General features: G+C 51.6%; 11 protein-coding genes. 8 read left to right on the top strand and 3 right to left on the bottom strand.

The features are described 5' to 3' along the window. Positions 1–63 precede the first annotated feature (63 nt). Positions 64–417 (top strand): MmcQ/YjbR family DNA-binding protein, encoded by a 354-nt coding sequence (locus VH187_RS04630; protein WP_329700314.1) that lies wholly within the window; start codon positions 64–66, stop codon positions 415–417. On the opposite strand, the gene uvrA is transcribed toward VH187_RS04630, so the two are convergent. Continuing rightward, positions 418–3,240 (bottom strand): excinuclease ABC subunit UvrA, encoded by a 2,823-nt coding sequence (gene uvrA, locus VH187_RS04625; RefSeq protein ID WP_329700313.1) that lies wholly within the window; start codon positions 3,238–3,240, stop codon positions 418–420. It abuts the gene before it with no gap. 247 nt (positions 3,241–3,487) lie between these two features. Here uvrA and ssb1 point away from each other — a divergent pair, with 247 nt between their 5' ends. Further along, a complete protein-coding gene (gene ssb1 / locus VH187_RS04620; RefSeq protein WP_329700312.1) occupies positions 3,488–4,021 on the top strand; it encodes a single-stranded DNA-binding protein SSB1 in 534 nt (177 codons plus the stop codon). A 95-nt stretch (positions 4,022–4,116) separates the two neighbouring features. Here ssb1 and VH187_RS04615 read toward each other — a convergent pair whose 3' ends face one another. Continuing rightward, entirely contained in the window at positions 4,117–4,401 is a 285-nt protein-coding gene (locus tag VH187_RS04615; RefSeq protein WP_329700311.1) for a YjcB family protein, read from the bottom strand. 616 nt (positions 4,402–5,017) lie between these two features. Between VH187_RS04615 and VH187_RS04610 the strand changes: the two genes are divergently transcribed. Together VH187_RS04610 and VH187_RS04605 are read left to right on the top strand one after the other, a co-directional pair. Then, complete coding sequence (locus VH187_RS04610) at positions 5,018–6,346, top strand: GGDEF domain-containing protein (protein WP_329700310.1); 1,329 nt, start codon at positions 5,018–5,020, stop codon at positions 6,344–6,346. 302 nt (positions 6,347–6,648) lie between these two features. Then, positions 6,649–8,247, top strand: a complete 1,599-nt coding sequence (locus VH187_RS04605; protein ID WP_329700309.1) for an EAL domain-containing protein — start codon at positions 6,649–6,651, stop codon at positions 8,245–8,247. Here VH187_RS04605 and soxS read toward each other — a convergent pair. Continuing rightward, complete coding sequence (gene soxS, locus VH187_RS04600) at positions 8,232–8,561, bottom strand: superoxide response transcriptional regulator SoxS (RefSeq protein WP_329700308.1); 330 nt, start codon at positions 8,559–8,561, stop codon at positions 8,232–8,234. The genes VH187_RS04605 and soxS overlap by 16 nt on opposite strands. An 86-nt stretch (positions 8,562–8,647) precedes the next feature. Here soxS and soxR point away from each other — a divergent pair, with 86 nt between their 5' ends. The 4 genes from soxR to VH187_RS04580 all read left to right on the top strand — a co-directional run bounded on the left by soxR (position 8,648) and on the right by VH187_RS04580 (position 12,596). After that, the gene (soxR, locus tag VH187_RS04595; protein ID WP_329700307.1) at positions 8,648–9,109 is read left to right on the top strand and encodes a redox-sensitive transcriptional activator SoxR; all 462 of its coding nucleotides are present in this window, start codon (positions 8,648–8,650) and stop codon (positions 9,107–9,109) included. A gap of 266 nt (positions 9,110–9,375) precedes the next feature. Beyond that, a complete protein-coding gene (locus VH187_RS04590; protein WP_329700306.1) occupies positions 9,376–10,044 on the top strand; it encodes a glutathione S-transferase family protein in 669 nt (222 codons plus the stop codon). A 491-nt stretch (positions 10,045–10,535) separates the two neighbouring features. Continuing rightward, complete coding sequence (locus VH187_RS04585) at positions 10,536–11,882, top strand: NCS2 family permease (protein WP_329700305.1); 1,347 nt, start codon at positions 10,536–10,538, stop codon at positions 11,880–11,882. A 240-nt stretch (positions 11,883–12,122) separates the two neighbouring features. Continuing rightward, complete coding sequence (locus VH187_RS04580; protein ID WP_329700304.1) at positions 12,123–12,596, top strand: type II toxin-antitoxin system PemK/MazF family toxin; 474 nt, start codon at positions 12,123–12,125, stop codon at positions 12,594–12,596. Positions 12,597–12,813 lie beyond the last annotated feature (217 nt).

Below are 12,813 nucleotides of genomic sequence, written 5' to 3'. Positions count from 1 at the left end.
GGAGGGTATCGCATCCATGGCGACTCGCGACGGACAGTGGCGGGGCTAAAAGGGGATTGAAAGATGACGATTTCGGAGTTGCTGCAATATTGCATGAACAAGCCAGGCGCTGAACAGAGTATCCACAGCGACTGGAAAGCCACACAAATCAAAGTGTCTGATGTGCTGTTTGCGATGGTGAAAGAGGTTGAAGGTCGACCGGCCACGTCGCTCAAAACCAGCCCGGAGCTTGCCGATCTCTTACGTCAGCAGCACAGCGATGTGCGTCCCAGCAAACATCTCAATAAAGCGCACTGGAGCACGGTTTATCTCGACGGCTCACTGCCGGATTCGCAAATTTACTATCTGGTGGATGCGTCGTATCAGCAGGCGATGGGGATGCTGCCGGAGCAAGTCCGACAGCATCTTTCGGAGTGATTACAGCAGAGGTTTAAGGAAGCGCGCCGTGTGCGAAGCCTCGCACTCTGCGACCGTTTCCGGTGTGCCGGAGACGAGAATTTCCCCGCCGCCGCTACCGCCTTCCGGGCCGAGATCGACAATCCAGTCTGCGGTTTTAATCACGTCCAGATTATGCTCGATAACCACGATGGTGTTGCCCTGGTCACGCAGCTTGTGCAGAACATCCAGCAGTTGCTGGATATCGGCAAAGTGCAGGCCGGTGGTCGGTTCATCGAGGATATACAGCGTTTGCCCGGTGCCACGTTTCGACAGTTCACGCGCGAGCTTCACGCGTTGTGCTTCACCGCCAGAAAGCGTCGTGGCAGACTGCCCCAGACGAATGTACGTCAGGCCCACGTCCATCAGTGTTTGCAGCTTACGCGCCAGCGCTGGAACGGCATCGAAGAATTCACGTGCCTCTTCAATGGTCATATCCAGGACTTCGTGGATAGTCTTGCCTTTGTACTTAATTTCCAGCGTTTCGCGGTTATAGCGTTTGCCTTTGCACTGGTCGCACGGCACATAAATGTCCGGCAGGAAGTGCATCTCGACTTTGATCACGCCATCGCCCTGACAGGCTTCGCAGCGACCGCCACGGACGTTAAAACTGAAACGTCCCGGCGTATACCCACGCGCACGTGATTCAGGAACGCCCGCGAACAGCTCACGTACAGGCGTAAAGATGCCTGTATAGGTCGCCGGGTTGGAACGCGGGGTACGCCCAATCGGGCTCTGGTCGATATCAATGACTTTATCGAAATGCTCAAGCCCTGTGATATCGCGGTACGGCGCGGGTTCTGCAAGCGTTGCCCCGTTCAGTTGGGTTTGCGCCAGCGGGAACAACGTATCGTTAATCAGCGTTGATTTACCGGAACCCGATACCCCAGTGACACAGGTAAACAGCCCAACCGGCACGGTCAACGTAACGTCTTTCAGGTTGTTGCCGCGCGCGCCAGTCAGTTTCAGAACCTTTTGCGGATCCGCAGGCACACGCTGTTTCGGTATTTCGATTTTGCGTTTGCCGCTCATGTACTGGCCTGTCAGCGATTCCGGCACTGCCATGATCGCTTCCAGCGTGCCTTCGGCCACGACTTCACCGCCGTGTACGCCAGCACCCGGGCCGATATCAATCACATGGTCCGCTGCACGGATCGCATCTTCGTCATGCTCAACCACAATCACCGTATTGCCGAGATTCCGCAGATGAATCAGCGTGCCAAGCAGGCGTTCGTTATCGCGCTGGTGCAGGCCAATCGACGGCTCATCCAGCACGTACATGACACCCACTAAACCTGCGCCAATCTGGCTTGCCAGACGGATACGCTGGGCTTCACCGCCGGAGAGCGTTTCCGCTGAACGGGAAAGTGACAGGTAGTTCAGACCGACGTTGACCAGGAATTTCAGGCGGTCGCCAATCTCTTTCAGCACTTTTTCAGCAATTTGGGCGCGTTGCCCGGACAGCTTCATGTTATTGAAGAAGTCCATTGCATGGCCGATGCTCATGTCTGAAATGGTTGGCAGTGGGGTGTTCTCAACGAACACGTGACGCGCTTCGCGATTCAGACGCGTACCGTCACAGCTGGTGCACGGGCGATTGCTGATAAATTTCGCCAGCTCCTCACGCACCGCATTCGATTCGGTCTCTTTGTAGCGGCGTTCCATGTTATGTAGCACGCCTTCGAACGGATGACGGCGCACGGATGTGTCGCCACGATCGTTCATGTATTTGAATTCAATCGACTCTTTTCCAGAACCGTACAGCACGACTTTATGCACATTCGCGCTCAGGCTGCCCCAAGGGGCTTCGACGTCAAATTCATAGTGCTCCGCCAGCGAGCGCAGCATCTGGAAATAATAGAAGTTACGACGATCCCAGCCACGAATAGCGCCACCTGCCAGAGAGAGTTCAGGATTCTGGATGATGCGATCGGGATCGAAATACTGCTGCACGCCCAAGCCGTCACAGGTTGGACACGCGCCCGCCGGGTTGTTGAACGAGAACAGGCGCGGTTCCAGCTCGCGCATACTGTAGCCACAAATTGGGCAGGCAAAGTTGGCGGAGAACAGCAGTTCTTCGGCTTTGGTGTCGTCCATGTCGGCGACAATTGCCGTGCCGCCGGACAGATCCAGCGCGGTTTCAAATGATTCAGCCAGTCGTTGAGTCAGATCTTCACGCACTTTAAAGCGGTCAATCACCACTTCAATGGTGTGTTTCTTTTGCAGCTCAAGTTTTGGCGGATCGGAAAGGTCGCAGACCTCGCCGTCAATACGCGCGCGGATGTAGCCCTGACTTGCCAGGTTTTCCAGCGTTTTAGTGTGCTCGCCTTTACGCTCTTTAATGATAGGCGCAAGTAGCATCAGGCGTTTGCCTTCCGGCTGCGACAGCACGTTATCAACCATCTGGCTGACGGTTTGCGCCGCCAGCGGGACATCGTGATCCGGACAGCGCGGCTCACCCACGCGGGCATACAGCAGACGCAGATAATCGTGGATCTCAGTGATGGTCCCGACGGTGGAACGCGGGTTATGTGACGTCGACTTTTGCTCGATAGAGATGGCCGGAGACAGCCCTTCGATGTGGTCTACGTCGGGTTTTTCCATCAATGACAGGAACTGACGCGCATAGGCGGAGAGTGATTCAACGTAGCGCCGCTGCCCTTCGGCATACAACGTATCAAACGCCAGCGAGGATTTACCTGACCCAGAAAGCCCGGTCACGACAATGAGTTTGTCGCGAGGGATAACGATGTTGATGTTTTTGAGATTATGGGTGCGGGCGCCCCGAACTTCGATCTTATCCATTCACCTTTCCCGGTAGAGACTCGGAATGCCTGGTTTGTTAGAAGGACAAACGGCAGAAACGGCTAATTATGACACAGTTTAACCTGAATGAATATACAGTACTGGAATCGTCCTCCAGCGTTTCGCTGCAACAACAAGAGACCACAACGGAAACCTGGAATCAGACTCGCAAACTATCAAATCGACACTTTGTAATGCTACAATCTCCCAATTACACTATTAAGAAATGTTTTCAGGAGACACGATCATGGCCAGCAGAGGCGTAAATAAGGTTATTCTCGTCGGTAATCTGGGTCAGGACCCGGAAGTACGCTATATGCCGAGTGGTGGTGCAGTGGCCAACATTACGCTGGCGACTTCTGAATCCTGGCGTGACAAAGCGACCGGCGAAATGAAAGAGCAGACTGAATGGCACCGCGTTGTGCTGTTCGGCAAACTGGCGGAAGTGGCGGGTGAATACCTGCGCAAAGGCTCCCAGGTCTACATTGAAGGCCAGCTGCGTACCCGCAAATGGACCGACCAGGCGGGTGCTGAGAAATACACCACCGAAGTGGTTGTTAACGTGGGCGGCACCATGCAGATGCTCGGCGGCCGTCAGGGTGGCGGCGCACCAGCAGGTGGTGGTCAGCAGCAGGGTGGAAGCTGGGGTCAACCACAGCAGCCACAGGGCGGCAACCAGTTCAGCGGCGGCGCACAGTCTCGTCCACAGCAGGCTCCTGCAGCGGCTCCAGCACCGTCTAACGAACCACCGATGGATTTTGACGACGATATCCCGTTCTGATAACGCCGGATATTTTCTGACATAACGTCACGCATCAAAAAAGCGCTTCCTTTCGGAAAGCGCTTTTTTTTGCGTAAAAAATGGAGTCAATAAACTCAGTTCATCATCATCGGCCATTCTGGCGGTGGGGTTTGGCTCATCACTTCCATCATCACATCTTTGATGTTGTTCCAGACAATCGTCATGTCAACCAGCGTAATACCGAGTAATCCAGTCGCAAACCAGCAGGACGCAATCACACCGAGTAAACTGCAGATCACTGCCAGCCCGGCGTAATCCGTTTTACGGAATTGAATTTTTAAGGTGCTGGCGAGAAACATCAGTACAGCGCTAACAAGTGGCCAGCGCAGAAGAACAACACCGGTAGTGACAGAAACCATGAAACGTACCCTCAGAAAACATGGGCCAGGGATAGCGCGGCGTGGCTCATCAGTGGCATCACACTCTGGCTATCGGTTGGCATCGACCAATACAATGAAACACCGTTTTGTGTTTCAGTAGATAATGTGAACTATATCACATTTGCTGCTTTAATCACCACTGGTATGGTGAAAGTTTTCATAGCTTGAATGGTGTTTTTTGAAGGGAATGATTAGTGAGGTGAATATATTCTTCATGCTTTTCGGAAGGGGTTATCTGACATTTCAGTGAGATAGCGAATCGATACGAAAGTTAAGCACCTGTACATGATTTACATTATAAAATACATGGCTTATGCTTTCTGGACAATTTATTTTACTTGCGATCAATTAATCAGCTATTGATTTTATTGGCTATTTTAATATTTTGTCCTTCTTTTAAGACAACACAGTGTGTTTTGTTACCTTTAGCGTACAGCTTCATGATTAACCTGTGCTTAATCATGCAAATCAGTATCTGATTTATTCATTGCGGGTTTTTTTCATTAACACACCTGTGATTGAAAAAATGAAAAAAGAAAGATTACACACAGCAATCAATGATGCAGAGCTTTGCCTGCATCGTCTGGCAAGGCTCATGCCTGGGTTGTCAGCACATCGAACGCTTGCCGAAGTGCTGCAACTCATTCATGAAGTCTTTGACGCCCGTCTTTCCTGGATCATGCTGGAAAATGAAGGCGTCAATCATTTAGAGGTGCTGGGCGATCCGCTCTATGTCGATGAGGGCGCTGAACGTCTATTGATGGCACTTCACCAACAGCAGGCCCCGTGGCGGGTGAAATGCTGGCACCGGGACGTTGGTCGTCAGCTTTACCCTGCGGAACATCCGCTGGCGCAAGAATTACAATGCGGTGTACTGTGCCGGATTCTTCCATTGCAGGATGATGCCCGTGCTTTCCTTTTTCTGGCGTTCGACCAGCCATTATTAGCGCCAGGGGTATTACGCAGCGTGGCACAAATTATTGCTGAGAAATTACATGACTCAATAACCGAATTAATATCTCGTGAGCGAATGGCTGTTGAATTAAAAAATATCGTTAACCAATATCGCACCCTTTTCGAACGCGCTCCGGTATTAATGAATTCTTTCGATAAACATAATCGCTGTATATTATGGAATGGTGAATGTGAAAGAGTATTTGGCTGGACGCTGGATGAAATTAACCGCCAGCCTGACCCGCTCGCATTATTCTATCCCGATCCCGAGATACGTCGTCAGGTGCGTGAATCGGTCAATTACTCCCCTACACTCGAAATGCACGAGTGGTATCCACATCGACGCGACGGTGCTGTGCTGGCGACATTATGGTCAAATATTATGTTGCCCGACGGCGAAATAATGAATATCGGTGTGGATATTACCGAGCGCAAACGCGCGGAGAATCTGCTGGCGTTTCAGGCTACCACCGATGCCTTAACGCGCTGCTATAACCGGCTTGCTATCCTCGACCACTTACAGCAAAGCCTCGAGAATTGTCATTCTGAACAAAATGATACGCATTTTGTGATGGTGATGATCGATCTCGATCACTTTAAGCAAATTAACGATCGCTGGGGGCATTTGGTGGGCGATGATGCGCTGCTTTACTTCTGCCAATGTATTCGTGAACAGTGTGAAGGCCAGCTAAGGCTGGGGCGATTAGGGGGTGAAGAATTCCTGCTGTTGCTGCCTGGCACCTCTGCGCATGAGGCAATTGCGTTTACGGACCGCCTGCGTGCGCAATTGTGCTCGGAACCCTTTGTCATGGGGGAGGCAACAGTAACGTTATCGTTTAGCGCAGGGGTTATCGTGGTCGCCCAAAACAACTGTGAACGCGCGGTCCTGTTAACACTTGTGGATAACGCCCTTTATGACGCCAAACGTACCGGTCGTGGCAAAACGGTGGTGACTTCAGTCTCGTCTTAATCTACAGAACAGGCGGCACTTTGATGCCGTCTGCTATTGTTCTTTGATTTTACTTAATCTCATTTTGCCTGCGTTTTAAACAGCAATGTCAACCGTAGCTTAATAAATAGCAGACTTAATAAAAACACTCACACGACTTTTAGTTTGCCTTACGGAAAAATATTATCATCATAACCAAATATTCGATTTTTGAGGGCAAAAGACGGTTGCTAATATTGAATGATTGATGCAACGTAATCACCTGTCAGAAAGCGTCCAGCCTGAATGTCAGGCACATAAAATGCAGGGATAACAGGCTGAATATGAATCAGAGTGCGCGAAGCAACGTGCTGAGGGGCTTGGGGGTGATCATCGTCGTGCTCTTGCCGGTGATGCTTGCGCTTTGTTTTTCGCAGCTCAGAGCGGAATCTGAAACCCATAGCCAACTCCGCACGTATGCCCATCTCGCCCTCAATAAAACAGAACAAGTGATCCGCCAGGCCGATCTCGCTCGCGATGCTGCGGAGCAATATCACGGCGCTATTTGCTCGCCCGAGCATCAGCAGCAGATGCTCAATATTGTTCGCGGACGTTTATATGTAGAAGATTTAATTTACGCGCAGAATGATCGGTTTGTTTGCTCTACAACGGTGCATCCTGCGGCGGCCTGGCAAATGCCCGAGCCAAATTACCGACGCAATCCGAATATCGCTATTTATTATTATCGTAACACGCCATTTTATCCTGGCTATAACATGACCTACATGCAGCGTGGGAATTATGTTGCCGTGATTAACCCGCTTTCCTATGGTGAAATCGTTACCGATGACGATAGCCTGATTTTTGGCGCCTATGACACCAAAACTAACGAATTCTTTTCGGTCAGCGAGAATGCCAGTCCTGATGCATTAAAATCGCTGATGCGCGATAGCAATGATGCCTTTCAGCGTGATGGTCGTTTTTATACGGTCGCCCTTTCTGAGCAGCGACCGATTGCCATTATTATTTCGTCATCAGATTCACGCTATTACCAAAACTTCCGCCACCAGGCGACGCTCACTCTGCCGCTGGGGTTAATTTGCAGCATCCTGATCCTGCTAGTCTGGGCCCGCAGCCGCCAGCGTTTTAATTCGCCAAAGCGGCTTTTACAACGCGCGTTGAATAAACAGCAGTTGCGTTTGCACTATCAGCCCATTATCGATATCAAAAATAACCAATGCGTGGGGGCCGAAGCGCTGTTGCGTTGGCCTGGGTTTGATGGCCCAGTGATGAGTCCGGCGGAATTTATCCCAATGGCGGAAAAAGAAGGCTTAATCGAACAAGTAACTGATTATGTAGTGGAGTCCGTGTTTGCCGATTTAGGGAATTTTCTGCAACAGAATCCGCAGCTGTATGTTTCTATCAACTTATCGGCATCGGATTTTCACTCTTCACGCCTGATTGCGATGATTTCCGATAAAGCCCTGCAGTATGGGGTTTGCGCCCAGCAGATTAAAATTGAAGTCACGGAGCGTGGCTTTATTGATGTGCCGAAAACCACCCCGGTCATCCAGGCGTTTCGTCAGGCGGGTTATGAAGTGGCGATTGACGATTTCGGGACGGGCTACTCGAACCTGCACAACCTCTATTCTCTGAACGTCGATATTCTTAAAATTGATAAATCGTTCGTCGACACGCTCACCACCAATAGCACCAGCCACCTGATTGCCGAGCACATCATTGAGATGGCACAAAGCCTGCGGCTAAAAACGATTGCCGAAGGGGTGGAAACCGCCGAACAGGTCAGCTGGCTTCTCAAGCGCGGGGTGCAGTTCTGTCAGGGCTGGCATTTCGCGAAAGCCATGCCGCCGAATGAGTTTATTCAGTGGCAGCAGGGATCAATGCAGTGGGTGAATCAGAAGGCTGCTCACGCCGAGATCTGATGGCGGTAGTCGCTCGGGGTGCGGTCGAACTCGCGGCGAAAGACCCGAGAAAAAGTCTGCTGCGACACGTATCCCAAATCCATCGCAATATCAAAAATCGGCCGCTTTGTGGTGCGCAGCGCTTCTGCTGCCATCAGCAGTCGGCGCTGACGAATGTAATCGCCGAGCGTCTGATGCATCACGGTGCGGAACATCCGTTGTAAATACCATTTCGAATAACCCGATTTTCTGGCGACCACGTCAATGTTAAGTGGTTGATCAATATGTTCATCAATCCATTCAATCAGCGTTTCAATGATGTCGTGATGGGACATAAGCGGCCTCTCTTTCACAATTTCGGTTCGTCGATTTGTCTGCGGGCGAGTATAATTCCTCAAGTTAACTTGAGGTAAAGCGCTTTATGGAAAAGAAATCTTCTCGCATTAAAACGCTACTGACTCCTGGCGAAGTGGCAAAACGCAGTGGCGTCGCTGTCTCGGCGCTGCATTTCTATGAAAGCAAAGGCTTAATAGAGAGCACGCGCAACGGGGGTAATCAGCGGCGTTATCGTCGTGATGTGCTGCGTTATGTGGCGATCATCAAGATTGCGCAGCGTATTGGCATTCCGCTTACGACCATCAGCGAAGCGCTGGGTGTGCTGCCGGAAGGGCATAATCTCAGCCCGAAAGCGTGGAAGCAACTCTCGTCACAGTGGCGAGAAGAACTGGACAGCCGTATCCACACGCTGGTGGCGCTACGCGATCAGCTCGATGGCTGCATCGGCTGCGGCTGCTTGTCGCATCGGGATTGTCCACTACGTAATCCGGGCGATATGCTCGGTGAAAAAGGGCCTGGCGCTCATTTCCCGGATGACAACGTATAAAAAACTAAAGCGCCACAATTGGGCGCTTTAGTTGTTTTCCGGTCTTCGTCTTTCTCTCTATCCCGCTGGTTCACGGGAGGGTTTCCCCCGACGTCAGTACGCCTCAGTGGTGCAAAAGTGGTTGGAGGTTCCGGTTTGTGCTGACACTTTAATTGTATGTCGTCACCGCACTTTCGCCACTGGGTTTGGCGATTATTTCGCCGAAATTTTTCCCGCCTTACGCCAGAGTTCCTATAGTTATTTTGAACAACTCACAGGAGACCGCCATGCTGACGGTGCATCATCTGAATCTTTCGCGCTCGCAGCGCGTGCTTTGGGCCTTAGAAGAACTGGAATTGCCCTACCAGATTGTGCGCTACCAGCGCGAGCCGACCATGCTGGCGCCCGAGGCACTTAAAAAAGTGCACCCGCTCGGCAAATCGCCGGTGCTGGAAGACGATGGCATGATCCTCGCCGAATCGGGGGCTATCCTCGAATATCTTCAGGAGACACACGATCCCGGGCAAACGCTGAAACCGCTGTCACCGCAAGACAGAACCCAGTATCGCTATTGGCTGCATTATGCGGAGGGGTCGCTGATGCCAATGTTGCTGATGAAGCTGATTCTCAGGACGCTCGGCAAGCCGCCAGTGCCGTTTGGCCTGCGGTCGGTAGGCAAACTACTGGGACAGGGCGTCGAAAAGGCGTATCTCAACAAACAACTCGCGACCCATGCGGCGTTTATTGAGGGGCATCTGGCGCAGAATGCGTGGTTTGCCGGAGAACACCTGAGCATGGCGGATATTCAGATGAGCTATCCGGCTTTTGCATTGCTGGCGCGAGGAGGACAGGGAGAATTGCCGCATCTAATGGCCTGGAAAAAACGTGTTGAAATTCGTCCTGCCTGGCAAAGAGCGATCCAGCAAGGCGGTCCACTCGATTTTCCCGGTAGCTAAGTCATCATCATAAGAACCGATGACGACGTGAAATGAAAATAATCCTCCATAAAATTGTTGCCAGATTGCGCATCGACGATAACGTTTGCGCACACGTTGTCTATTTCTTCGCCGTCATAAGCGAAAATTAGCAAAATGGCGTAAACATCAGTTGAAAAGGGCAGCGTAAAAGCCAGATAATCGTTTGCCTTTTTTTACCGGTGCCTTTCGGATCGCATTTTTGTTGGCTGCCTTTGCTCACCCCAGTCACATAGTTTGCCTATGCTCCTGGGGATTCGCGCAGTTGCCGCCGCAATGCAGCCCGAAATCCACTCGGTAAACCTTCTCCGCCTTTATAGCTGGAGTCAGGTCACATTGAATACCGTTTTTGTCTGCGCGGAGCTAATCGTTTGCTTTTTTGTGGCGCCCCTTAGCCACAGGAAAGTACAGGGAGATAAACACGCACTTCACGCAGACGGACGAATGATAAAAACTCTCAGGGGATGTTTTCTATGTCTACGCCTTCAGCGCGTACCGGCGGTTTGGACGCCTGGTTCAAAATTTCAGCTCGTGGCAGTACTGTGCGCCAGGAGATCCTTGCCGGTTTAACTACTTTCCTGGCAATGGTGTATTCCGTTATCGTCGTTCCGGGCATGCTCGGTAAAGCAGGCTTCCCGCCAGCCGCTGTTTTCGTGGCGACCTGTCTGGTTGCTGGTGTTGGTTCACTGGTGATGGGCCTGTGGGCGAATCTGCCGCTGGCGATTGGCTGTGCCATCTCGCTGACCGCATTCACCGCATTCAGCCTGGTGTTGGGCCAGCACATCAGCATTCCGGTCGCACTTGGCGCTGTGTTCCTGATGGGTGTACTGTTCACCGTTATTTCCGCGACGGGCATCCGTAGCTGGATCCTGCGCAACCTGCCGCAGGGCGTTGCGCATGGCACCGGTATCGGTATCGGTCTGTTCCTGCTGCTGATTGCGGCGAACGGCGTTGGCCTGGTTATCAAAAACCCGCTGGATGGCCTGCCGGTGACGATGGGTCACTTCGCGAGCTTCCCGGTTATCATGTCGCTGATTGGTCTGGCGGTGATTATCGGTCTGGAAAAACTGAAAGTGCCGGGCGGTATTCTGCTGACCATCATTGGTGTATCGGTTGTTGGTCTGATTTTCGATCCGAACGTGCATTTCTCCGGTATTTTCGCGATGCCATCGCTTAGCGATGAGCACGGCAACTCGCTGATTGGCAGCCTTGATATTATGGGCGCACTGAACCCGATTGTTCTACCGAGCGTATTGGCACTGGTGATGACGGCGGTATTTGATGCGACCGGTACTATCCGTGCGGTGGCCGGTCAAGCGAACCTGCTGGATAAAGACGGGCAGATCATCAACGGTGGCAAAGCACTGACCACTGACTCCCTGAGCAGCGTGTTCTCTGGCCTGGTCGGTGCTGCACCAGCCGCGGTGTACATCGAATCCGCAGCCGGGACTGCCGCAGGCGGTAAAACTGGCCTGACCGCGATCACCGTCGGCGTATTGTTCCTGCTGATCCTGTTCCTGTCTCCGCTCTCCTATCTGGTTCCGGCCTATGCCACCGCTCCGGCGCTGATGTATGTAGGTTTACTGATGCTGAGCAATGTAGCGAAAATCGACTTTGCCGATTTCGTCGATGCGATGTCAGGCCTGATCACTGCGGTATTCATCGTGCTGACCTGTAACATCGTCACTGGCATCATGATCGGTTTCGCCACGCTGGTGATTGGCCGTATCGTCTCCGGTGAATGGCGTAAGCTGAATATCGGCACCGTGATTATCGCGCTGGCGCTGGTAGCCTTCTACGCAGGCGGTTGGGCGATTTAAGCCTTACCTGATGCAAACTGGGGCGGCCTTGGGTCGCCCTTTTTATTTTTTGCCGTGTGATCCACTTGCAGTGCATTTTGCGAACATCCTCGATAAATCATCATTTTCTCAAAGAGATAGCGGCAATTACATTGTTGATAACTCTCTTCCAGCGTATGTTAGCTGTGCCTTTGGTCAGTCAGAAGGCGCGAATGCCGCAGGGAATGGCGGTGACTGATTTTTTCATTTTAGAGTCAGAAAATGGGGATAAATTTTTCGCCAAAAGTGGGGCAAATCCTGACCTGTAATTTCGGGAACTATCCGAGGGATGGGCGGGGTGATATTGTCCCGGATGTGATTGATGCACACATGCCGCCCGAAATGATTAAGTTCAGGCTGGTTGTTGTCCTGAATGGCAAATTAAACGGCAATGCCTGTACCGTTGTTCCGATCTCTACGACGAAAGACAGTGCGAAACTCGGCAGCGGATTTCATGTTGAGCTGGAAAAGGGTGTCATCGAAGAAGCGCGATATTTCCCGCAAAAAACGAGCTGGGTGAAATGCGACATGGTGCAGACAGTGAGTAATAAGCGTTTAAACAGGCCGATGGATGTCGAGCGAGGGTGGTTAACGCAGATTTTGCCGCGTGAAAGTGTGAGTGAAATACAAAAGGCGGTGATCAATGCGTCTTCTTTGTTGCCACAACCTCACAGGGATAGTATGGTTGAAAAATAAGCATTGACACTTATTTGGCGTTTGATAACATTTGCCGCGTAGCCCACCGAGGCCATTCAGATTTCTTCCCCTTGAGGGACCGCAAAACCCAGTTGAAAAGCTGGGTTTTCGCATTTCTGGCGCCTGCTTTTATGCCGATCTCTTTTCTGTATCACCCACTCAATAACGCGCCGATTGTGCGGCGACCCAGTATTTATAGGCACATCCTGTTGTTCTT

Origin of the sequence: Scandinavium sp. (assembly GCF_036271055.1) — a bacterium.
GTDB lineage: Bacteria > Pseudomonadota > Gammaproteobacteria > Enterobacterales > Enterobacteriaceae > Scandinavium.
Note: the sequence above shows the minus strand (reverse complement) of the source record. Positions and strands in the feature narration are given on the sequence as shown.